This is a genomic window from Streptomyces oryzae, from assembly GCF_017676365.1.
GTDB lineage: Bacteria > Actinomycetota > Actinomycetes > Streptomycetales > Streptomycetaceae > Streptomyces > Streptomyces oryzae.
This window is the reverse complement of record NZ_JADKMA010000001.1, coordinates 56,575-79,281: the sequence shown is the minus strand read 5'-3', so window position 1 is coordinate 79,281 and position 22,707 is coordinate 56,575. Positions and strand designations below refer to the sequence as shown.

Annotated in this window: 19 protein-coding genes and 1 pseudogene; 9 read left to right on the top strand and 11 right to left on the bottom strand. The window is 70.9% G+C overall.

The features are described 5' to 3' along the window. Positions 1-29: 29 nt before the first annotated feature. Both ITI46_RS00380 and ITI46_RS00375 read right to left on the bottom strand, forming a co-directional pair. Positions 30-1,373 (bottom strand): glycosyltransferase family 4 protein, encoded by a 1,344-nt coding sequence (locus ITI46_RS00380; RefSeq protein ID WP_209237060.1) that lies wholly within the window; start codon positions 1,371-1,373, stop codon positions 30-32. After that, positions 1,370-2,338: a GtrA family protein gene (locus ITI46_RS00375; RefSeq protein ID WP_247745235.1), complete on the bottom strand. Its 969-nt coding sequence runs from the start codon at positions 2,336-2,338 to the stop codon at positions 1,370-1,372. The genes ITI46_RS00380 and ITI46_RS00375 overlap by 4 nt, the downstream gene beginning before the upstream one ends. Before the next feature lie 175 nt (positions 2,339-2,513). Between ITI46_RS00375 and ITI46_RS00370 the strand changes: the two genes are divergently transcribed. The 4 genes from ITI46_RS00370 (at position 2,514) to ITI46_RS00355 (ending at position 7,273) form a co-directional block, all read left to right on the top strand. Next, positions 2,514-3,203 (top strand): response regulator transcription factor, encoded by a 690-nt coding sequence (locus ITI46_RS00370; protein ID WP_209237058.1) that lies wholly within the window; start codon positions 2,514-2,516, stop codon positions 3,201-3,203. Between the two features lie 2 nt (positions 3,204-3,205). Further along, a complete protein-coding gene (locus ITI46_RS00365) occupies positions 3,206-4,642 on the top strand; it encodes a sensor histidine kinase (protein ID WP_209237057.1) in 1,437 nt (478 codons plus the stop codon). Positions 4,643-4,769: 127 nt separating this feature from the next. Further along, a complete protein-coding gene (locus ITI46_RS00360) occupies positions 4,770-6,146 on the top strand; it encodes an MFS transporter (RefSeq protein ID WP_247745234.1) in 1,377 nt (458 codons plus the stop codon). A gap of 284 nt (positions 6,147-6,430) precedes the next feature. Then, positions 6,431-7,273, top strand: coding sequence for a hypothetical protein (locus tag ITI46_RS00355; protein ID WP_209237056.1), 843 nt, complete (start codon positions 6,431-6,433; stop codon positions 7,271-7,273). Between the two features lie 6 nt (positions 7,274-7,279). Here ITI46_RS00355 and ITI46_RS34455 read toward each other — a convergent pair. From ITI46_RS34455 to ITI46_RS00340, 4 genes and pseudogenes are all read right to left on the bottom strand, one after another. Continuing rightward, positions 7,280-7,481: pseudogene (locus ITI46_RS34455) on the bottom strand (thioesterase family protein); the annotation flags it as partial. An 18-nt stretch (positions 7,482-7,499) separates the two neighbouring features. Continuing rightward, entirely contained in the window at positions 7,500-9,887 is a 2,388-nt protein-coding gene (locus tag ITI46_RS00350; RefSeq protein WP_247745233.1) for an FtsX-like permease family protein, read from the bottom strand. A gap of 13 nt (positions 9,888-9,900) precedes the next feature. Further along, positions 9,901-10,713, bottom strand: a complete 813-nt coding sequence (locus ITI46_RS00345) for an ABC transporter ATP-binding protein (protein ID WP_209237054.1) — start codon at positions 10,711-10,713, stop codon at positions 9,901-9,903. Beyond that, positions 10,710-11,234 carry a PadR family transcriptional regulator gene (locus ITI46_RS00340; RefSeq protein ID WP_209237053.1) on the bottom strand — a complete coding sequence of 175 codons (525 nt, stop codon included), beginning with the start codon at positions 11,232-11,234 and terminating at the stop codon, positions 10,710-10,712. Before ITI46_RS00340 ends, ITI46_RS00345 begins: the two co-directional genes overlap by 4 nt. A 176-nt stretch (positions 11,235-11,410) precedes the next feature. Here ITI46_RS00340 and ITI46_RS00335 point away from each other — a divergent pair, with 176 nt between their 5' ends. The 5 genes from ITI46_RS00335 (at position 11,411) to ITI46_RS00315 (ending at position 18,263) form a co-directional block, all read left to right on the top strand. Beyond that, the gene (locus tag ITI46_RS00335; RefSeq protein WP_209237052.1) at positions 11,411-12,706 is read left to right on the top strand and encodes an ABC transporter substrate-binding protein; all 1,296 of its coding nucleotides are present in this window, start codon (positions 11,411-11,413) and stop codon (positions 12,704-12,706) included. A gap of 258 nt (positions 12,707-12,964) precedes the next feature. Next, entirely contained in the window at positions 12,965-14,635 is a 1,671-nt protein-coding gene (locus ITI46_RS00330; RefSeq protein ID WP_209237051.1) for a glycoside hydrolase family 13 protein, read from the top strand. Then, positions 14,632-15,969 (top strand): ABC transporter substrate-binding protein, encoded by a 1,338-nt coding sequence (locus ITI46_RS00325; RefSeq protein ID WP_209237050.1) that lies wholly within the window; start codon positions 14,632-14,634, stop codon positions 15,967-15,969. Before ITI46_RS00330 ends, ITI46_RS00325 begins: the two co-directional genes overlap by 4 nt. Positions 15,970-15,981: 12 nt before the next feature. After that, positions 15,982-17,376: an ABC transporter permease gene (locus ITI46_RS00320; RefSeq protein WP_209237049.1), complete on the top strand. Its 1,395-nt coding sequence runs from the start codon at positions 15,982-15,984 to the stop codon at positions 17,374-17,376. After that, the gene (locus tag ITI46_RS00315; protein ID WP_209237048.1) at positions 17,373-18,263 is read left to right on the top strand and encodes a carbohydrate ABC transporter permease; all 891 of its coding nucleotides are present in this window, start codon (positions 17,373-17,375) and stop codon (positions 18,261-18,263) included. Before ITI46_RS00320 ends, ITI46_RS00315 begins: the two co-directional genes overlap by 4 nt. 132 nt (positions 18,264-18,395) lie before the next feature. On the opposite strand, the gene ITI46_RS00310 is transcribed toward ITI46_RS00315, so the two are convergent. The 5 genes from ITI46_RS00310 to ITI46_RS00290 all read right to left on the bottom strand — a co-directional run bounded on the left by ITI46_RS00310 (position 18,396) and on the right by ITI46_RS00290 (position 22,618). Beyond that, positions 18,396-18,938 (bottom strand): DapH/DapD/GlmU-related protein, encoded by a 543-nt coding sequence (locus ITI46_RS00310; RefSeq protein WP_209237047.1) that lies wholly within the window; start codon positions 18,936-18,938, stop codon positions 18,396-18,398. Positions 18,939-19,022: 84 nt separating this feature from the next. Then, positions 19,023-19,967, bottom strand: coding sequence for a LysR family transcriptional regulator (locus tag ITI46_RS00305; RefSeq protein WP_209237046.1), 945 nt, complete (start codon positions 19,965-19,967; stop codon positions 19,023-19,025). A gap of 133 nt (positions 19,968-20,100) precedes the next feature. Next, positions 20,101-21,405, bottom strand: coding sequence for a cation:proton antiporter (locus ITI46_RS00300; RefSeq protein WP_209237045.1), 1,305 nt, complete (start codon positions 21,403-21,405; stop codon positions 20,101-20,103). 330 nt (positions 21,406-21,735) lie between these two features. Next, positions 21,736-22,110 (bottom strand): DoxX family protein, encoded by a 375-nt coding sequence (locus ITI46_RS00295; RefSeq protein ID WP_209237044.1) that lies wholly within the window; start codon positions 22,108-22,110, stop codon positions 21,736-21,738. 58 nt (positions 22,111-22,168) lie between these two features. Beyond that, positions 22,169-22,618, bottom strand: a complete 450-nt coding sequence (locus tag ITI46_RS00290) for a nuclear transport factor 2 family protein (protein WP_209237043.1) — start codon at positions 22,616-22,618, stop codon at positions 22,169-22,171. Positions 22,619-22,707: the final 89 nt, after the last annotated feature.

Here is a 22,707-nt window from a genome sequence, read left to right as displayed (position 1 = left end):
ACCCGCTGCCGGGCTGTGGCGGAAGTGGCTCAGCTCGTACGGCGTGCGGCGACGGGCCGCCCGTCGGTACGGGTGTCACGGGTGTGCTGCGCCGGTGTGCGTGGCTGCGACAGCGCACGGCGGGTGAGGCGTACGAGCGGGAGCAGGCCGCTGTGGCGCGCCGCCCCGCGAAGCCGGGCCCGGATCGCGGCGCGCACCCGTTCCCGGTTGCGGTGCGCCCGGGTGGCGGCGAGCTGGGTGAACAGTTCCTCGTACCGGGAGGCGATGAGCGCGGGCGTGAAGCGGGCGGCGCTGTGCACCGCGGCAGCGGCCATACGGTGGCGGCGCGGCTCGTCCTCGATCAGCTCGCACAGCGCGTCGGCGAGCGCCCGGCGGTCGCCGACGGGCACCAGACGGCCGTCGACTCCGTCGCGGATGATCTCGCCGGGCCCGTGCGGGCAGTTGGTGGCCACCGCGGGCACACCGCAGCGCATCGCCTCGACGACGATCATTCCGAAGGACTCGGCGTCCGAGGACAGCGCCAGGATCGACGCTTGCGTCAGCTCCGGCTCGATCGGGGAACGCGAGCCCATCAGCCGTACCCGGCCGGACAGCTCGAGGCTGTCGATGAGCCGCTGCAGGGCTTCGCGCTCGGGCCCTCCGCCGTAGATCCGCAGCCGCCAGTCCGGGTGCTCGGCCGCGACCTGCGCGAACGATGCGATCAGCAGGTCGAACCGTTTGCCCTTTGTCAGCCGCCCGGCCGCGGCCACGACCTTGGCGGTGCCGTCGGCCGGCGCGGCCACGAGTGCGGGAAGGGGGTCGGGGACGCTGTTGGGGACGGCCAGCACCGCGACGCCCGGCAGCGGCATCCGGCGGCGGTAGTCGGCGGCGTCCGCCTCGGTCGTGGTGATCAACGCGTCCAGGTGCCGGTAGTGCTCGGCCAGCTCGGCGCGCAGCCGAGTGCTGTGGGCGCTCAGGGTGAGGTGCTCCTGGCCGATGCGCAGCGCACGACGGCGGCCGAAACGGGCGAGGTAGACGTTCAGCCCCGGGCGGGTACCGATCAGCACGTCGGCGTCCGACGAGCGCAGATACGCCTCGGCCCGCTGGTCGATCAGCCGGCTGTACTGGCGGTAGCGCTGCTCGGCGGCCGGGAAGACGCGGGCCGGTTCGGCGAACGACGGCTCGGCCGCGTCCGGACCCGCCTCACGGGTGTCCACGAGCGGTACCAGCCGCACCCTCCCGTCCAGTGCCAGGCGTGGCAGTCTGCGGTGCCGCATCATGGAGACGATCTCCACCTCGTGGCCGCGGTCGGCGAGCGCGGCGGCGAGGTTGAAGGTGGTGCGGATGGTGCCGCCGATGCCGTACGCGTTGTGCAGCAGAAGGGCGGTCTTCATCGGTTTTCCCCTTTCGTCAGCGGCGAGGGGCGCTTGCGGAGCAGAGAGGACTTGCAAAGCGGAGAGAGCCTGGCGGGTTGAGAGGGCCTGGCGGAGAGCGGCTGCCGTCCGGGGGCCGGAGGGCGTCGGCTGCGGGGCAGGTAGACGAGTACCTCCGTGGCGGCGAACCGCAGGGCGCACGTCACCGCGAGCGCCAGCGCGGTGGCCGGGAGGACGGCAAGTCCCAGCTGCTGCACCAGGAGGGCGCTCAGCGGGATGCGCAGCAGCAGGTCCGCGTTGGCCAGCAGGGCGAAGCGGCCGGCGCGGTCGGCCCAGTGCCGGTGGCTGCGGCGGTGCGGGAAGAGCAGTGCCTCGATGAGCAGGAAGTTCCAGGCGACGCCGAACTGGTTGGCCACCGCTTCGGCCGGCAGGTACGGCGTACCCGCACCCACCAGCAGGTGCAGCACTACCAGGTTGGGTGCGAGGCCCGACAGGCCGATCAGCGCGAAGGCCACCATCCGCACGGCCGGCCGGGCCCTGCGCAGGGCAGCCGGACGCCGCAGGAAGCGGAGCCTCTCGCGCACCGCCGGCTTCGACCGGTCCGCGTACCTCCTTCGGGAGGCGCACGGCAGGTCCGCGACCCCGCGTGGCGCGCAGCGCACCAGGCGCCCCGGCAGCCGCAGCCCTTCCGGCACCGCGCTGCCCGGATCGTGGGCCGGAGTCGCGCGGTACGGGACGGCCGCCGGGTACGGGCGGCAGCCCGCGGCAGCAGCGCGGAGGGCCTGCGGGATGCCGTCCGTGACCCATGGGGTACCACCCGTGCCGCCCGTGCCGCCCGTCGCGTCACCGGCGAAGGTCACCTCGCAGCGGAGCCGGGCGCCGCCCGGCGCGCTGAGGCGGCGCAGCGGCCCAGCCCGGCCGGGCGGCGCAGCGGTGATGCGGTCGTTCGTGCAGACGGCGCCGTGGCCGGCTTCCCGGAACGGCATCCTCGCGGGCTCCTCATGTGGTGGCGGCATGCGACCACGCTGGCCACACCGGGTAAGCCGCCCCCGTGGTGAGGGTGAGACGGCGGTGAGAAACCAGGTGAGAGCTCGGTAAGAAGCAGCTGCCACGGCTCGTGCTGCGCTGCCGCGAGGCGGCGGGCACCGGCACACTTGCCAGGTGACCAAGACCGTGCTGCTCGCCGAGGACGACCGCGCCATCCGCCAGGCCCTGGAGCGGGCCCTGGCGCTGGAGGGCTACCAGGTCACGGCCGTGCCGGACGGGGTGCAGGCGCTGGCGGCCGTGCACAGGGAACGCCCGGACGTGGTGGTGCTCGATGTGATGATGCCCGGCATCGACGGCCTGCAGGTGTGCCGGGTGCTGCGCGAGGCGGGCGACCGCACTCCGGTCCTGATGCTCACCGCCCGGGTGGAGACCAGTGACCGGATCGCCGGGCTGGACGCCGGTGCCGACGACTACGTGCCCAAGCCGTTCGACGCCGGAGAGGTCTTCGCCCGGCTGCGGGCGCTGCTCCGCCGCGCCACCCCGGCGGGCCCCGAAGCAGACGACGGGATCATCGAGGCGGCCGGGATCCGCCTGGATGTGCATGCCCGCCGTGCCTGGCGCGGCGGGCGGGAGCTTGAGCTGACCCGCACCGAGTTCAACCTGCTGGAGCTGCTGGTCCGCAACGCCGGCCGGGTCCTGGAGCACGGCACCATCTACGACCGCATCTGGGGCTACGACTTCGGTCCCGGCTCCAAGAACCTGGCTGTCTACATCGGCTATCTCCGCCGCAAGCTCGACCAGCCGGGACAGCCGGACCTGATCCACTCCGTCCGCGGCGTCGGCTACACCCTCCGGGAGACATGACCATGACGGCTGCAGGGCCCCGCCTCGCACGGCTGCGACCACGCCGCAGCCTGCGGACCGTCTTCGCGCTGTCCTTCGCCGCCATCGCCTCGCTCGTGACCATGCTGGTCGGCTTTCTCAGCTACGACGCCGCGGCCCGCATGGTCCGTGTCGACCAGGACCGCATCTTCCACGGCGTCGTCGGTGACCTCGTCCACCAGGTCGAGCAGCAACACCTGTCGCCGCACGACTACTACAGCTCCGACCCCGACCACGACGGCCCCCGCGATGAGCTGACCCGCCGCATGCGCACCGACGTCCAGGTCCTCGGCCCCGGCGGCACGGTCGCCGACCGGGGCAGCCCAGCGCTGCCGGTGACCCACCAGGACCGCCGGGCCGCAACCGACATCAAGCCGGGCCGCACCGTGCGCCACCAGGCCACGATCGCCGGCGAACACTTCCGCGTGGCCACCGTCGCACTCGGCGACGGCCGCGGCGCTGTGCAGGTCGCCCAGCAGTTCAGCGACACCGAAGACCTCCTCGACAACCTGCAGCAGCGCACCACGCTGCTGGCCGCAGCGGTCATCAGCGGCTCCGGGATCCTGGGGTGGTGGCTCGCCCGCCGCATCACCCGGCGGCTGGTACGGCTCACCGGGGTCGCCGAGGGCGTCGCCGCGAGCCGCAGGCTCGACGTACACGTCCCCGCCGCAGGCAAGGACGAAGTCGGCCGGCTGGGCCGTGCGTTCGACGACATGCTCGGCCGGCTGGCCGACTCCGAAGAGCTCCAGCGCCGGCTGGTCCAGGATGCCGGACACGAGCTGCGCACCCCGCTGACGTCGCTGCGGACCAACGCCGAGCTGCTCGACCGCATCGACGACCTGCCGGAAGCGGCGAGGGCCACCCTCATCAGCGACATGCAGAGCGAGACCCGCGAGCTGACCGACCTCGTCAATGAGCTGATCGAGCTGGCCGTCGGCCACCGCGACAGCGAGGAACCCGTCGAGGTGCCGCTGGCCGAGGCGGTCGAGAAGGCCGCTGCTCTCGCCCGCCGCCGCACCGGCCGCGACATCGTCGTACACGCGGACGACACCGTGGTCCGGGCCCGCCCCGCCGCGCTGCACCGCGCCGTCTCCAACCTGCTGGAGAACGCCGCCAAGTTCGACCAGGGCGGCGACGAGCCCATCGAGGCCGTGGTGGCCGGCCCGAGCGTCGAGGTACGCGACCGCGGCCCCGGCCTCGCGGAGGCCGACCTGCCGCGCATCTTCGACCGGTTCTACCGTGCCGAGGCCGCCCGCAGCCTGCCCGGATCCGGCCTCGGCCTGGCCATCGTCCAAGCCGTCGCCACCGCGCACGACGGCACCACCTACGCCCGCAACCGCCCCGGCGGCGGCGCCGTCATCGGCTTCTCCCTCGGCACACCGGTGCAGGGCCCCGGCGGGGCGACAGCCCCCCGCGCTTAGCCGCCCTCCGGTCGGCGGGCCGGCACCGTGTCCGCATGGCGGGACGGGGCCGGTGTGCAGGAATGGAGGTGCAGTTGCGTCGGGTTACCCGGTGGCACAGCAAGAGCGCCGGAGAGGACACCGATCGATGACGCAGTCGAGGGAGCAGCCGCAGGAGACGGCCCGGGAGGCCGGAAAGTCCGGGGACCGGGACCAGGAGAGAGCCCAGGAGCCGGAGCCGGGACGGCGGTTCGGGGAGAGCGGCCGGTGGCACCGGGGCCGGGGGCGGCAGTTGGTGGCGGCCTCCATCGGAAACGGCGTGGAGTGGTACGACTGGTTCGCCTACTCGTTCCTCGCCGTCTACATCGCGGATGAGATCTTCCCGAAGGGTGCGGGCAGTTCGCTGGTTCCGCTGCTGTCCACCTTCGCCGTCTTCGCCGTCGGCTTCTTCATGCGGCCGGTGGGCGGACTGCTGTTGGGGGCGGTCGCCGACCGGGCCGGGCGACGGGCCGCGCTGACGCTGACGATTCTGCTCATGGGCGGCAGCAGCCTGCTGGTGGCGGTCACCCCGACCTACGCGGTCGCCGGAGTGTTCGGGCCGGTGGTGCTGGTGGTGGCCAGGCTCGTGCAAGGGCTGTCCGTGGGCGGGGAGTTCGCCGCCTCCACGACCTTCCTGGTGGAGTCGGCGGGACCGGGCAGGCGCGGGCTGTTCTCCAGCTTCCAGTACGTGTCGACGACTGCGGGCCAGTTGGTCGCCTCCGGCATCGCCGCGCTGTTCGTCTCCACGCTGGACGACGGCCAGATGCACCAGTGGGGCTGGCGGGCCCCGTTCGTGATCGGCGCACTGTTGAGCCTGGTCGGCTTCTGGGTGCGGCGCGGGGCGCAGGAGACACGGAGCGAGAAGCACGCCGGCGGACCGCGTCCCGGCCTCTTCGACGCGCTGCGCAGCCACCCCCGCGAGTCCCTGCTGATCGTGGGGATCACAGCCGGCGGCACCATCGCCTACTACGTCTGGACCTCGTACCTGCCGACGTACGCGCAGGTCAGCGCCGGTCTCGACAAGGGCGATGCGCTCGTTGCCGGGACGATCTCGCTGGTGTTCTTCATGCTGCTCCAGCCGCTGGGCGGGCTGCTGTCCGACCGGGTGGGCCGCAAGCCGCTGCTGCTGGCCTTCGCGATCGGGTTCGCCGTCCTGGTCGTCCCGCTGCTGCGCGCGGTCAGCGATTCCTTCGTCTCGCTGCTGCTGGTGCAGTGCGCCGGGATGGTGCTGCTCACGGGCTACACGGCGATCGCCGCCGCGGTGAACGCCGAGGTCTTCCCCGCCCGGGTGCGGGCCGCCGGCATCGGCTTCCCCTACTCGCTGGCCGTGGCCCTCTTCGGCGGCACCGCACCCTACGTCGGCACCCTCTTCGAGGAGCTGGAGCTGCCGGACGCCTTCCCGTGGTACGTGGCCGTGCTGTGCCTGCTGTCCGCGCTGGTGTATCTGCGGCTGCCGGAGCGGGCCAAGGAGGAGTTGGAGCGGTGACCGGCGGGCGGGCGGGCGCGCTGGTGCGTCCGCCCCCCGTCCACCCCCCGAGGAGCCGTGCGGGCCGGTACGGCTCCAGGTCTGCCTCCGCGCGCCCGGTGGCCCGGAGAGCGGTCACGTCGGGCGTCCACCGGCCCGCGCAGCACCCGACCGTGTGCGCCCGGCGGGTGTCCTCGTCAGCCGAACAGACGTGCGCTCTGGGCAGTTGAGGCACAAAGTGCTGAAATCTGCTGGAACCTGTTACGCGGGGCTCTGCAACGGCGGCCCCTGAAGAGGGGAGCCCCATGCACAGGAGTCAGCTGCTGTGGTCGGCACCGGCTCGGGCCGTCGTGGTGGCGCTGGCGTTGCTGGCCATGCTCGCCGGACCCGTGCCGTCCGCCTCCGCCGCCCGGCTCAAGGCCCCGGCAGCGGACTGCGCGACAACGCTGCGCTGCGACCTGGCCGAGCTGGAGCGTCTGTCCATGGCGGACCGGGTGGAGATGGTCCGCGAACTGCAACGGCAGCACGGCCCCGCGTTCGAGCCCGGCTTCCGGCGCTGGGCGGCGATCGCGGGAGTGATGTCAGCCGCGCGGGACCGGGGGCTCGGCGGTTCGGGCACGTGGATGTCGGTGACGAACGCGGGCCTGATGGAGGCGATGGAGCGGGGGCTGGCTCGTGGCCGCGACCCGGAAGCGGATGTGTACGGCAACCCCGGTGCCGTGCGCTGGTCCACCTATCTGACGGATCTGGCGGCCGGCCGCCTCGCCGCACGCCCCCGGCACGACAAGGAATGGAGCACGGCGGAGCAGACCTCCCTGGATCACGGCGACCGGGTAGCCCGGGCGGAGTTCGGCCTGCGACCCACCCCTTCGGAACAGCGCTTCAAACAGCTGACCGACCTCTACCGCTGGGCCATGCAGCACGAGCAGGAGCTTCCGGCCCAACTCGGCACACTGGCCCCGGTGTTGTGGTGGTTCACGGATGTCCGCAACGAGGACTCCTACCGGCTCAGCGCCGAGATCGCGATGACAGTCTCCTTCGGCCCGCCAGGAATCGAGAGTCTCACCCGGCTGCTCCGCCAGATCCACCACAAGTGCCCCACATGCAACTCACCGCTGCCGGTACCTGTTCGAGCCGGAGCGCTCTGATCGGGCCTCGGGGAACAGCAGCAGGTGCATGGTCAGGTCCACGTTCCGGGAACATCCAGGCGGTCGGCGGCTGTCGTACGGCGATGTCGTTGGCGGTCTCCAGGAGCTCGACGTATGAGGCGAGCGGGCCGACCGGCTCACCGGCGACCAGGTGCAGGTCGGTGGTGAGCCGCGCGGTCGCGCGGCCCGGCTGTGGCGGTGCGACCGGCCAGCAGCCACAGCCCCGTCAGAGCGAGTCGCCGAGGGTGTCGGCGAGTCGCTGCCGTACGGCGCGGGAGGCCGGGAGCAAGGAGACGGCGACCGCGCCCAGCACCACGGCGCCGACCAGGACGAACAGCGCCGTGAGCGGGGGCTGTTGGGCGATTCCGGCGCCGATGCCGCTGGAGCGGCCCTGCAGGTCGATCAGCCACCCCGACACGAGGACGCCGACGGGGGTTCCGACCAGCGCTGCGGCCAGTGCGGTGAAGCCGGTCCCGGCCACGATCACGGCGATGATCTGCCGCGGCGTCAGTCCGATGGCTTTGAGGGCCAGCAGGTCCCGGCGGCGGTCCCGTACCCCGGCGGCGATCGTCGTGGACAGCTCGGCCAGCCCGATCAGCGCCAGCACGGTGACCAGCCCGCCCAGCACCCCGCGTACGGCGGACAGTTCGTGCACCGGGTTGGGGATCTCCCTGACGTCCAGCCGTCCATCGGCTGCCGACGAGAGCCCGGCGGCGACGGCGGCGGGGTCGGCGTCCTCGTCCAGGACGAGGTGGTAGAAGCCGGGGTGCGGTGCGACACCGCCATCGCGCAGCGTGTCCAGGGTGGTCGAGAGCACCCTGCCGTCGTCCTCGGGCTCGATGCTGCGCCCGACGATGTGCAGCACCTGCGGGTCGCCGCCGACCGTCACCCGCACCCAGTCGCCGACCTTCACATGCAGCAGATCGAGCAGCCCCTGCCCGGCGACCGCCTCGTGGGACCGGTGGGGGGCGCGTCCCTCGGGGATGGTGAGGGGGTAGGGGTCCCGGTCCTTGCCGAGGCCGCGCAGCGTGATCGTGCTGGTCTGGCCGGGCACCAGGGCCTTGGCCTCGGCTCCCGGGTAGGCCGCTGAGACCTCCGGCCGGTCGGTGAGCATCCGCCGTACGGCGTCGTCGTCCAGCCCGTCGCCGCGTACGGTGAGTGCGGCGGGGATGCCCGCCTTCTCCGGGTTGTGCTCCAGCCGGTCCAGGGTGGTCCACGCGCCGAGGACGACGGTGATCAGCAGCAGGGGCACGGCCAGCCGCGCGACCGCCGCGCAGGACCGCGCACGGGAGTGGAAGGCTCCCCTCCAGCCGAGTACGAGCGCGGGCGGCAGCCGCAGCCCGAGGGCGCGCCGTACCGTTCCGGGCATCCGGCGCACGGCGGGCGTCGCGGGGCGGGCGACCGGCACCGGCGATACGCGGCCGACCCGCCAGGCGGCCAGCGCCGTCGTGCCGGTGATCAGGAGCAGCGCGCCGAGCGGGATCGCCAGCGGCACCCAGGCGTGGGCCGGGAGCGCCTGCCACAGCCGCATCGCCTCCCCGAGCCGGCCCGGCATCCGCGGGCCGAGGGTCTCGGTGAGCAGGGCGCCGCAGGCCACGCCGAGCAGGCCGAGCGCCGTGTGTTCGAGGAGGAAGGTGCGGATGAGCTGGCCGGGGGTGAAGCCGATGGCCTTGAGGATCGCGATGTCCCGCAGGTGGCCCCGGATCCGGGTGCTGATGGCCCCGGCCACCGCGAGCGAGGCGGCGAGCAGCGCGCTGAGTCCGAAGAGGCCGAGGAGCAGCCCGAGGAGCCGGCCGCCGCCCTCGGCGTCGTGCCGCGCCTGCTGCCAGGTGGAGACGGTGACGATCTGGTCGTCGCCGAGCTCGGTGACAGCGCGCTGGACCGCGAAGTCAGTGTCCTCCGGGTCGTCGAGCCGCAGCCCGATGATCTGCTCGAGCTGGTCGGACTCCGGCGCGACACGTTGCAGAGCCTTCGGCAGCACCCAGCCGACGCCGGGGGTGCGGCCCGGGCTGTAGTGCTCCTCGGCCGTCTCCGCGACACCGGTGACGCGGAGGTTGTGGACGCTCCCGTCGGGCCCGGAGACGTGCAGCACGTCGCCGGGCTCGGCCCACAGCGCCCGGGCGACCGAGCTCTCCAGTACGACGCCGTCGGCGGCTTTCGCGCCCGCCCGGTGCTCGCCGGAAGTGCCCGCGGAGGCCCGACCCTTCCCAGCGGCAGCGCCGACCGCCGCGCCGGCCGAGTCGTCGTCCTTCAGCCAGCGGCCGTCGGTCACGAGGGGACGGGCCACCTCCGGTGGCGTCGGTCCCGCACCGCGGAGCTGGATCCTGGCCCTGGTGCCGTCGAGTTCCACGCTGGCGGATGCGGTGCTGAAGGGGCGGGAGGCGGACTCGACCCCGTCGAGTCCGGCCAGTGCCCCCGCGTCGGCGTCGGCCGTGGTCTGGATCCACACGTGAGCGCCGTTGGACTCGGTGAACACCCGCTGCCAGGGGCTCGCCCCGTACGCGAGGAAGGCGCCCGACAGCAGCAGCGAAACGATGATCCCGGCCGTGGCGAGCACCAGGAACAGCGCCTCGCCCCGGTGCGCCCGCAGATCGGCCCGCATCCAGCGGCCCATTGCCCGCACCGCGTCAGCCCTTCAGTTCGAGCGTGCCGGACACGCCGCCTCCGGGACGGCTCGACGGGGCTCCGCCGCCGCCCAGCGCCGCGTCGTCGACGATCCGGCCGTCGAAGAGGCTGATCACCCGGTCCGCTGCGCTGGCCACCCGGGCGTCGTGGGTGACCAGCACGATGGTCTGCCCCCGCGCGTGGTAGCGGGACAGCAGCTTCAGCACCTCGCGGGTGCCCTTGCTGTCCAGGCTGCCGGCCGGTTCGTCGGCCAGCAGCAGGCTGGAGCGGTTGACCAGCGCACGGGCGAGCGCGACGCGCTGTTGCTCACCGCCCGAGAGCTCGCCGGGCGTGCTGTTCTCCTTGCCCTCCAGGCCGAGATCGGCCAGCAGTTCGGCGCGCCTGTCACGGGCCTGGCGCGGGGTGCTCCCGGCGAGCAGCGCGGGCAGCTCGACGTTGTCGGCCACGGTCAGGTGGGAGATGAGGTTGAAGAACTGGAAGACGATGCCGATGCGGCGGCGGCGCAGCACTGCCCAGCGCGCTTCGCTGTACGTGTCGACCCGCTCACCCTCCAGCCAGATGCGGCCGCTGTCCGGCGTGTGCAGCCCGCCCAGCAGGTGCAGCAGGGTGGACTTGCCGGCTCCCGAGGGGCCGGTGATCGCCACGAACTCGCCGCGCTCGATGCGCAGATCCACACCTCGTACGGCCTTGACGGGGGTACCGGCCTCGGTGCGGTGCATTTTGACCAGGGCCTCGGCCACGACGACGGGGGTCTCGGCGTCGGCCGGTATGCCTCCGCCGTCGGCGGCACGCCCCTCGCGGTGCTCGCGGCTCATTCCAGCTCCTCCAGCTGTTCCAGCTCCTCCTGACAGCGCTCGAGCCAGTCGAGATCCGCCTGAAGGTGCAGCATCGCCCCCTCGATGAGCAGCTGTGCGACCCGGTTGTCCCGGTCCTCGGCCGCGGCCAGCCTGGACAGGTCACGCATGGCGTTGAGGTAGTGACGACGCTGCTTGTTGATGAGGGCGACCTGGTCGGTCATCCCGGTGCCGGGGGCGACGGCGAGCTTCATGAAGAACTCGTCCCGCACCCGGGGTTCGTCGGTCGGTTCGTCGAACCACGCGGCCACCGCTTCCCGACCTGCGTCCGTGAGCTGGTAGGTGCGCTTGTTCGGCCGACTCGACTGTGCGATGTCCTCGCCTTCGATGAGTCCGGCCTTTTCGAGCCTGCCGAGGGTGACGTAGACCTGCCCGATGTTGGGCTGAGGGTACGCGGCGCCCAGAAGCTTCTCAAGAGCCTGCTTGAGTTCGTATCCGTGGGCCGGGCCCCTGGCGAGCAGCGCCAGTAGGGGCAGACGCACGCATGCCCTCCTCCCTGGTCGCCGTTACCTTCTCGTCAGCTGTCCGCCCCCTGGCTGTGAGCCGGATCGCTCCCGCATATGTTCGCGGCCTCTAGTATCGCGCATGCCTAACAGGTATACAGGGGCGCGGACGCCGGCGAGGACAGGCCGGCGCCAGTGGTGCCCGGGAGGAACCTATGCGGTGGACGCGGGCCGCGGGTAGAGGGTTCCTGGCCGCGGTGCTGATCCTCGTCGGCTACACCGGGACGGGTGTCCAGGCAGGCGAGGCGGCGGTCGGTGCCTCCCGCGCCGGATCCGGGACGGGCCGTGGCCCGCTGACCCTGGTGACGGGCGGGGACCTGACCGGCTACCTGAGCGGGGTCCTGGACGACTGGAACCGCGAGCACCCGGCCGAAAAGGTCACCCTGGTCGAGCTGCCGGAAGGCGCGGACGAGGTCCGCGCGCAGATGGAGAGCAGCCTGCGGTCCGGGAGCGACCGCTACGACGTGCTGAACATCGACGTCGCCTGGACCTCCGAGTTCGCCGCCGCCGGCTGGATCGCCCCGCTGCAGGCCGACCGCTTCCCCATCAAGCGTTTCCTGTCGCCCGTCGTGGACACCGCCACCTTCGGCGGCCGCCTGCACGCGCTGCCGTACGTCACCAACGCGGGCCTGCTGTACTACCGCAAGGACGTGCTGGACCGGGAGGGCGAGTCGCCGCCGCGCACCTGGGCCGAGCTGGAGCGGCTCGCCAAGACGGTGGCCCCGAAGTACGGAATGGACGGCTACGCGGGGCAGTTCCTGCCGTACGAGGGGCTCACCGTCAACGCGGTGGAGGCGGTGCAGTCCGCGGGCGGTTCCGTCCTCGCGGACGAGGGGGCGCGGGTGACCGTGGACTCCGCCGCTGCGCGGAAGGGCATCGGCTTTCTCGCCCGGGGCGTGCGGGAGGACTGGATCCCGAAGGAGGCCCTCACCTACAAGGAGGAGGAGTCCCGCCGCGCCTTCGAGGACGGGAAGCTGCTCTTTCTGCGCAACTGGCCTTATGTGCACGCGACGGCGAGCGGAAGCGGCTCGAAGGTCGCGGGGAAGTTCGGCGTGGTGCCACTGCCCGGTCCGGACGGGCCGGCCGCCGGGGTGCTGGGCGGCTCGAACCTCGCTGTCAACGCGCAGTCCAGGCACAAGCAGTCGGCTGCGGATCTGCTCGCCTATCTGACCAGTGAACGGGTCCAGCGGCGGGTGCTCACCGAGGGGGCACTGCCGCCGGTGTGGGCCGGCATCTACACCGATCCTGCGATGGTGCGCCGCTATCCGTATCTGCCCACGCTCCGGGAGAGTGTGCTCGCGGCCAAGCCGCGGCCCAAGAGCCCGCGGTACGAGCAGGTGAATCTGGCCGTACAGGCCGTCGTGCACGACGCGATGGCACAGCGGGTGACGCCGAAGCGGGCGGTGGACCGGCTGGCGCGGGAGCTCCAGGCGATCGTCCGCCGCGGCTGAGCGTACCCGCACGAACCGGCGGCCGTCTCGCGCCGCCCTCGCTCACCCACTCACTCCCTCCCTCCTCTACTTACTCGTTAAGTATTCCTCAGTCGGGCTGCGGCCTTCTATCGCCGTGTGCGGCCGTCAGAATCCCCCGTAAATCGGGACAATAGACCGTAGCTGGCAGCTGATCTTGGCGCGATCCATTGACATCTGTTCTTCACCGCTACATAACATGCATGCAAAACGCGCGATCCACGAGAACAGGCTCCACGCATGCACATAGCCACGGCCACCACCACCCGGCGTTGGTGGCGCGATGCGGTGATCTACCAGGTGTACGTCCGCAGCTTCCTCGACAGCACCGGGGACGGCGTCGGCGACCTGGCCGGGGTCCGTGCCGGGCTCCCCTATCTCAAGAAGCTGGGCGTGGACGGGATCTGGCTCAGCCCCTTCTATCCCTCGCCGCACCACGACCACGGCTACGACGTCGCCGACTACTGCGACGTGGACCCGCTCTTCGGCGACCTGCGGGAGTTCGACCTCCTGGTCGCTGACGCCCACCGGCTCGGCGTGAAGGTCGTCATCGACATCGTCCCGAACCACTGCTCCAGCCAGCACCGGTGGTTCCACGCCGCGCTGGCGGACCGCCCCGGCGGCCCGGCCCGCTCCCGGTTCCACTTCGCCGACGGGCGGGGGCCGGAGGGCGAACTGCCGCCCAACAACTGGCGGGCCATGTTCGGCGGCCCCGCCTGGTCCCGGGTCACCGAGCCGGACGGCACGCCAGGCCAGTGGTACCTCCACCTGTTCACCCCCGACCAGCCCGACCTCAACTGGCGCGACCCGGCGGTCGGCGGCGAGTTCACCGACGTGCTGCGCTTCTGGCTCGACCGCGGCGTCGACGGCTTCCGCATCGATGTCGCAGCGGGGCTCTTCAAGCACCCCGAGCTTCCCGACTCGCCCGACCCGGAGGCCGACGAGCGCGCCCGGGACTCGGTCAACCCGCTGGCCTGGAACCAGCCCGAGGTGCACCAGGTGTGGCGCGACTGGCGGGCGGTGTGCGACGAGTACGCCGCGCGCGACGGCGTCGACCGGCTGCTGGTCGGCGAGGTCTCCGTGCCGACCGCCCGCGAGCACGCCGAGTACGTACGCGCCGACGAGCTGCACCAGGCGTTCTTCTTCGACCTGCTCAGCGCCGAGTGGGACGTGGACGCCTTCCGGAAGGCCATCTCCGAGGCGCTCACCGACATCGCCGGCACCGGCTCCACCGTCACCTGGGTGCTCAACAACCACGACCAGGTCAGGACGGTCACCCGGTACGCCGGGGAGAGCACCACCGTGGGTCCCGACCGCGCCCGGGCCGCTGCGCTGCTGATGCTGGCGCTGCCCGGCGCCGCGTACGTCTACCAGGGCGAGGAACTGGGCCTGCCCGAGGTGGTCGACCTGCCCGACGAGGTGCTCACCGACCCGATCTTCCGCAGGACCGGCAGCCGCAGCCGCATCCGGGACGGCTGCCGGGTGCCGCTGCCGTGGTCAGGACACGCCTCCCCGTTCGGCTTCACCGCCGCCGACAGCACGGCCCGGCCGTGGCTGCCGCAGCCGGAATGGTTCGCCGAGCACGCCACCGAGCGGGCGCTGGCCGACACCCGCTCCTTCTGGCACCTCTACCGCGACGGGCTCCAGCTGCGGCGCAACCTCCCGCAGCTGGGCGAGGGAGATCTGCGCTGGCTGGAGACCCCGCCCCAGGTCCTGGCCTTCGTCCGCGGCGACGGCCTGGTCTGCGCCGTCAACTTCGGCCTCGACCCGGTACCGGCGCCGGTCGCCGGTACCCCGCTGCTCGCCAGTCGGGACTGCCCGCCAGGCGTCCTTCCCGGCTCCACCGCCGCCTGGTGGATCAGCGATCTGCCCATCCACTCCGCCAACTCCCCGAAGGGAAACACACCATGAGCCGCACCCGCATCAGACGCCGGACAGCGACGGCCACCACCGCGCTCACCCTCGGCCTCACCCTCACGGCGACCGCCTGCGGAAACACCGACGGCACCGCGAGCTCCGGCTCGCAGGAGCTCAAGGGCCAGACGGTCACGGTCGCCGGGGTGTGGACCGGCGTCGAGCAGAAGAACTTCAAGAAGGTACTGGACGCCTTCTCCGAGAAGACCGGCGCCACCACCAAGTTCATCTCCACCGGCGACAACGTCTCCACCGTCGTCGGCAGCAAGATCGAGGGCGGCAACGCGCCCGACGTGGTGATGGTGCCGCAGCCCGGTGTGCTCAAGCAGTTCACCGCCAAGGGCTGGCTGCAGCCGCTGTCCTCCAAGGTCCAGGCGAAGGCCAAGAGCAACTTCGCGCCGGTGTGGCAGGACTACGGCACCGTCAAGGGCACCTACTACGGCCTGTACTTCAAGGCCTCCAACAAGTCGACCGTCTGGTACAGCCCGGACGCCCTCTCCCAGGCCGGGGTCAAGCCCCCGAAGAAGTGGGACGAGATGCTGAAGACGGGCAAGACGGTCTCCGACTCCGGGCTGCCGGCCTTCTCGGTCGCGGGCGAGGACGGCTGGACCCTCACCGACTGGTTCGAGAACATCTACCTCTCCCAGGCCGGACCCGAGAACTACGACAAGCTCGCCTCCCACAAGATCCCCTGGACCGACCCGAGCGTGGTCAAGGCCCTGACGACGCTCTCCGAGCTCTTCAAGGACAAGAAGCTGATCTCCGGCGGCGGCAAGGGCGCCCTGCGCACCACCTTCCCCGAGTCCGTCGAGCAGGTCTTCGGCAACGACCCCAAGGCCGGAATGGTCTACGAGGGCGACTTCGTGGGCGCCACCATCTCCGGCGACCTGAAGAAGAAGGTCGGCGAAGACGCGAAGTTCTTCCCCTTCCCCGCCGTCGGGGACGGGAAGAACCCGGTGGTCGGCGGCGGTGACGCGGCCACCGTCCTCAAGGCAGGAAAGAACCGCAAGGCCGGGATGAAGCTGCTCGAGTTCCTGGCGACGCCGGAAGCGGCCGAGATCTGGGCCGGCGCCGGGGGCTTCCTCTCCCCCAACAAGAGCGTCGACCCCAAGGCGTACCAGGACGACGTCACCCGCAAGACCGCCAAGTCGCTGATCGACGCCGGGAACTCCGTCCGGTTCGACATGTCCGACCAGGCCCCGGCCGCCTTCGGCGGCACCCAGGGCGCCGGCGAGTGGAAGCTGCTGCAGGACTTCCTGCGCGACCCGTCCGACCCCAAGGCCACGGCTCGCAAGCTCGAGGCCGCCGCGGCCAAGGCGTACAAGGACTGAGGAACGTACCCGATGCCAGCCACTACTGTGCAGGCCCCTGCCCGCCCGGCGCCTCAGCCGGGCGGGGCGGGGCCGGGCGCCGGCGACCACCGGAACAGCCCGCGCCGTCGGGCCGCACGCCGCCGGCGCCTGATAGCCCTGCTCTTCCTGCTCCCCGCACTGCTGCTGCTCGGCGCGCTGGTCGCGTACCCGATCCTCTTCACGGTCGGGCGCAGCCTCTTCGACGCCTCGGGCACGCGCTTCGTCGGCGTGGAGAACTACGCGGAGATGTTCCGCGACCCGGCGACGCTGAAGGCGATCCGCAACACCACCATCTGGGTCGTGGTCGCGCCGCTGCTGCTGACCGGTCTCGGGCTGATCCTCGCCGTGCTGACCGAGAAGATCCGCTGGGCCACCGCGTTCAAGCTGGTGCTGTTCATGCCGATGGCGATCTCCTTTCTCGCCGCGGGCATCATCTTCCGCGTCGTCTACGAGCAGGACCCCGACCGGGGCGTGCTGAACGCGGTCGCCGTCGGGGTGCACAATGCCTTCGACGACAGCGCCGGCTATCCGACGGCGCGCCCCAAGGACAGCACCGCGCTGGCCAAGGGCTCGGACGGCTCGTACACCACGAAGGACAAGGCCTCCCCCGGCAACACGGTCAACCTCGGCCTGGTCGGCGTCCCGCCCAAGGACCTGCCGAAGGACGCCAAGCCCGCCCACAAGGCCGCGGCCGTCAAGCCGGGTGGCTCCGAGCTGCGCGGTGTGGCCTGGGTGGACTTCACCCTCGGCGGCGGCGGAAAGTCGGGACAGGTCGACCCGAAGGAGAAGGGCCTGCCGAAGCTCGTGGTGGAGGCGGTCGACTCGCACGGAAAAGCCGTGGCCGAGACGACCACCGCATCCGACGGCTCGTACAGCTTCGGCAAGTTGCCGGCCGGTGACTACTCCCTACGCCTGCCCGCGAAGAACTTCGCCGAGCCGTACGGGGGCGTGGAGTGGCTCGGGCCCGCGCTCATCACTCCGGCGATCATCGGCGCCTACCTGTGGATCTGGACCGGCTTCGCGCTGGTGCTGATCGGCGCCGGGCTCTCGGCCATGCCACGGGACGTGATCGAAGCGGCCAAGATCGACGGCGCGAACGAGTGGCAGATCTTCCGCAGGATCACCGTCCCGCTGCTGGCCCCGGTCCTCGGGGTGGTCTTCGTGACCCAGGTGATCAATGTGATGAAGGTCTTCGACCTCGTCTTCGTCATCGCGCCCGGCCCTGTCCAGCAGGACGCCAACGTCCTGGCACTGCAGATGTGGCTGGTGTCCTTCGGCGGGGGCAACAACCAGGGTCTGGGCAGCGCGCTCGGAGTCCTGCTGCTGCTCCTGGTGGTCCCGGCCATGATCTTCAACATCCGACGCTTCCGCAGGAGCCAGTCATGACCGCCCTCCCCAGCACGGCCTCCCCCAAGAACGGGGGGCCGCGACGCGTCACCTGGCTGTTGCGGCAGCTGAGCCGCAGCGTGGTGCAGCTCGGCCTCGTGGTCGTCGGACTGCTGTGGCTCACCCCCGCCTTCGGGCTGTTCATCGGCTCGCTGCGGCCCGACGAGGACAACGCGGCGACCGGCTGGTGGAAGGGGCTCACCAACCCCGGGAGCCTGTCCTTCGACAGCTACACAGCGCTGCTGGACAACTCGGGCATGGTGGACGCCTTCTGGAACACGGTACTGATCTCGGTGCCCGCCACGGTGGCCGTCGTCGTGATCGCGGCCCTGGCCGGATACGCCTTCGCCTGGCTGGAGTTCCCCGGCCGCGACTGGATCTTCCTGATCGTGGTGGGCATGCTCGTGGTTCCCGTCCAGGTCGGGCTGCTGCCGGTGGCCAAGATGTTCGGCGCGGTCGGTCTCTTCGGCACGATCCCCGGAGTGGTCCTCTTCCACGTCGCGTACGGGCTGCCGTTCGCGGTCTTCCTGCTGCGGAACTACTTCGCGGAGATCCCCCGCGAGATGCTGGAGGCCGCCCGGATGGACGGCGGCAGCGAATGGCGGATCTTCCTGCGGCTGGTGCTTCCGCTGGGGCGGCCGGCGATCGCCTCCCTCGCGATCTTCCAGTTCCTGTGGGTGTGGAACGACATGCTGGTGTCCTTGATCTTCGCCGACAGCCAGGCGCAGCCGCTGACGGTGGCCCTGCAGTCGGAGATGCGGCAGTTCGGCAGCAACATCGGCGTGCTGGCGCCCGGGGCCTTCTTGTCCCTGATCGTGCCGGTGGCAGTCTTCTTTGCCTTCCAGCGGCACTTCGTCCAGGGGGTCATGGCGGGGTCGGTGAAGTGACCGGCCCACCGGCCGCACCGACGGAACGGTAGGAACACGGGCGGGGCGCCACCCTCAGGGTCGGCGCCCCGCCCCGCCTGCCTTTCCGGCTGCCCTGATTGCCCAGCGCGGCGCGCCGAAGTCGGACGGGCGTCACCATCGTCGGTGCACGGCTGCCTTGGTGCCGGTCACCAGGCTTGCCGGCGGCACGTCGTCGGCCACGACCGCGCCGGCGGCAATCACGGCGTCGCGGCCGATGCTGACGCCGGGCAGGATGGTGGCGCCGGCGCCGATCCATACGTTCTCCGCCACGTCGATGGGCGCGCCGGTGAGGTACAGCCGCCGTTCCTCGGGGTCGACCGGGTGGCCGCCGGTGATGAAAGTGGCCTTGGGGCCGATCATCACGCGCTCAGCGAGCCGGATTCCGGCGTAGTCCAGGAACGTGCAGTTCTGGTTGATGAATACGCGCTCGGCGAGGTCGAGGTTGAGGCCGTGGTCCGTGTAGAAGGGCGGATAGATCGTGACTCTCGCCGGCAGCGGCTTGCCGAGGATCTGTTCAAAGAGCTCCGCCTTGCCCGCTTCGTCGTCGAAAGGCAGGACGTTCAGGCGGGAGGTGAGCTCGGTGACCTGTAGCACCCGTTCGGCCATGGCCTGGAACTCGGCACTGTGGATACGCATGAGGCGGTCGCTGGACATTCCCCGACCCTTCCTGGTGGTGTAGCGGTAATTGACGGGACTCGCGGGGCTGCTGAGGGCGGTTGCAGCCGGCAGCCGGCCGAGTCAGCTTCGGGGAGGGTCGGGAATTGCCCACGACGGGCGCCAGGCCGGCTCGGGGAGCTTTGGCAGGGTTCCGAGGTGAGTGATGATTTTGCGGAGTTCCGGATGTGGATTCGTTCCGGGGAGGATGAGCGAGAGCGGGTACGCGGGAGTCGGGTCTGCAACAGGGATGCGGCGCAGGTCGTAATTGGCAGGCCAGATGTACCGGTCCCGTGCCCCGACGAATGTGGCCACGTCCGCCGACTCCGCAAGGGTCTCCAGGAGCACTTCGTCTCCGAAATGCGGGCCTGCCGCGTCGATGCGCAGGTCGAACTCGGTGGCGAGCTGATCGTAGAACTCTCCCCATTCGCTGCGGGGCGCGATACCCGGTACCCATATCCGGTGCTTGCGCAGCTGCGGTGGCGTCAGGCTGCGCGCGGAGGCGAGCGGATGTCCCGGGCCGACGAGTAGTTCCAGCGGGGAGTCGAAGGCATGGATCATTTGCACGCCGGGCGGCAGGGCGGCCGGGTCTGTGACGGTACGGAACGAGGCATCGACGTCGCCCGCTTCGACGGCGGCGACCGCCGCGCGTGGGTCGTTCACCCTCAGCGTCACCACGTCGAGATCGATGTGCGGATGCGACCGCCAGTAGTCGTGCATGACGACGGCCTGTGCGCTTCGCAGGCCGAGAACGTCGATCCGCAGGGCCCGGGAGCCCGGCCTGACCGCCGCGACGGCACGGTCGGCACTCGCGACGATGCTCCGCGCGTGAGAGAGAAACGCCTGACCGTCGAGCGTCGGCTCAACCCCTCGCGCAGTACGTGTGAACAGGCGGGTCTCCAGCTCGCGCTCCAGGGCGGCGATCCTCTTGGATACGGCCTGCTGTGTCACGCCCAGCTCATCGGCAGCATGCTGGAACTGTCCGAGCTCGGCCGCCCGGACGAACGATCGCAATGCCTCGGTGTCCACTGGCTCATCGTAGGAGTGCCCAACCGATCGTTGTGGCTCGCTGAGGATCGGTTGTTCGACCAGCGCTTCAGTGCGGCCTGGACGGGCAGGCGGTCAACCGTCGGTTGTTGGTTGCGAGTAGCCGCCCCTCCGCTCAGGCGGAGCCGGAGGGCTGCTCGCGGCGCGACCGGGGTGCGGGGACGGTCGGTGGCTGGTGACGCGTGTCGGCGTGGGGCTTGAGCAGGCGGGTGAGAGGGGTCACGGCGGCGGTGGTGAGGAGCGCGATCAGAACGAGAATGGTGAACAGCTTGTCGCCGATCAGGCCGGCCTGGCGGCCGATGACCAGGACGACGAGTTCTGTCACCCCACGGCAGTTGAGCAGAACGCCGACCGCTCCCGCTTCTCGCCAGCTGCCGCCGGACCAACGGTGAGCAAGGGCTGCCCCCGCGAACTTGCTCACCCAGGCCGCGATCAGGAGCAGGCCCGCACTGAGCATGCCCACACCGCTGAGAGTTGTCAGGTCGGCGGAGAGGCCGGTGACCACGAAGAAGGCGGCCAGCAGGACGGACCCCAGCTGCTGGAGGGGCGCGACGAGCCCGACCCGGGTGGCGGCGTCCAGGCGAGGCATGGCCACCCCGAAGGCGAAGGCGCCCAGAGCCGCGTGGACGCCGATCCAGGCGGTGGCGCTCGCGGAGAGGAACAGCCCGGCGCAGACGGTGGCCAGAGCGAGAGAGTGGTGCTGGACGAGATCCATCCGTGCGGCGAGGCGGCGCAGCAGGGGGCGGACGAGGAAGGCCATGACGAGCACATAGCCGACGAGTTCGGCGGCGGTGCGGGCGAGCTGGTCCGTACCGCCGGTGCTGCCCAGGGCAGTGACGGCGGTGACGCCGCACCAGGCGAAGATCTCGCCCAGTCCCGCCGCGGCGATGGCCGTTGTGCCGACCGGTGTGGTGTGCAGTCCAGTCTCGTGCAGGACGCGGGCGAGCACGGAGAAGGCCGTGATGGACAGCGCGGTGCCGACGAAGAGCGAGAAGACGAGCGGAGGGACGCCGGGACCGGGGAGGGCCGGGTGGATGGCCTGGACCGCATAGCCGGTTGCGGCCACGCACAGCAGAGGCAGCCCCATGGAGGAAGCGGAGACGGCCACGACGGCACGCCCACGTCCACGCAGGGCACCCAGGTCGAGTTCCCAGCCCGCGGCGAACAGGAAGAAGACGATGCCGATATCGGCGATGACCCCCAGGTAGGGGCGGACTTCGTCAGGGAAGAGCAGGCCGGGCAGGTCGCCGGGCAACTGTCCCAGAACGCTGGGCCCGAGCAGGATGCCGACGGCGATCTCGCCGACGATGACCGGCTGGCGCAGCCGTCGGCACAGGGGAACGAATGCGATTCCGCACAACAGGATGACAGCGACATCCCCGAAGACGACGACGGACGAGGGCGCATGGGCGAGAAGCATGGACGTACGAGTCCCCTCCGTGACGGCCACGCAGGTCGCAGACGGTAAGCGCGCCCGCCCGCGCCGCCAGCCGGTGACACAGGACTACTTCTGACGCATATGTCATAGAGCAGCGCTTCGGGCGCTTCGCCCTTTTGCCCATGAAATACCGAGATATTCCTCCCGGCGGGGTCACTCGAAATAGCGCGATCGTTTCGCTGCCGCTGCCCCGTTCGCCATTCCGGGAGGCAGCTCGAAGGTCTGCTCCCTGCGCGCCCGAAAGCGCTCGAAGCGTATCCGTGAACCGCCGCCGGTCCACCCCTGTCTTTCTCAACGTGCAAGCAACGAAGGCTAGTTGGTGCCCAGGAGATGTCCTCCCGCGATGAAGACCGCGAGGGCGAGGTAGACCGAGTTGACCAGCACGAGCTTGGACTGGCCAAGGCGGCGGTGGGTGATCATCGCGCCGACCATCAGCAGAATCCAGCACAGTGCGGTCACCGGCACCATCACCGGGGCGATGTCGAGTGCGGCGGGCAGGATCAGACCCACCGCGGCCAGCAGTTCGAGGATCCCAAGGGTCTTGACGAATCCGACGCCGGCATTTTGCGTCCACTCACCACCGTGCTGCGCGGCCAGCTTCTCCTTGGGGATGAACGTCTTGGTCGAACCGCCGAGCAGGGCGACCGCAGCCAGCAGTCCCGCTGCGATCCACAGTGCGAGGTCCATGTGCTTCTCCTGAGAGGAATTGGTCGAAGGTGGATTGGTGTCCCGGTCCCGGTGTCCGTTACGGGTGATCAGGACCTACGCCCGTCAGCGGGGTGGAGTCGGCGTATCGGACCTCATAGACCCGCTGGCTGAATTTCCAGCCACCGGGGGTGCGCTCGTACTGGTCGTGATACAGCGCGTAGTTGGAGTGCGAGCCGCCGTCGCGCAGCCGCCCGAACTCCTGGATATGGGTACGGCCGACCGCGGAGTCGCCATCCAGCCGGATGACGCCCTGATGGACCTGCTGGACGAAGAACTCCCAGAGCCCCTGCCCCCACTCGATCCCGGCGCGGATCTCCTCCCGGCCGATGAACTCCTTGCCGATGTGGGGCCACCGCATCGCGCCGTCGGGCGTGAACAGCGAAGCGAAGCGGTCGAAATCGCGCATCATCACCGCGTCGGTGATCTCCGCGCGCAGCGCCTCGATCTCGATGCGGTCGGCGACGGCCTGCATGGTGCTGGTACTCATCGGCTCCCCTGCCCCATCTGCTTCGTCTCTGCTTCATCGGTGTGCCGATCAGGCGCATGTGGGGCCTGTCAGCTGCTGGCGTGTCCAGC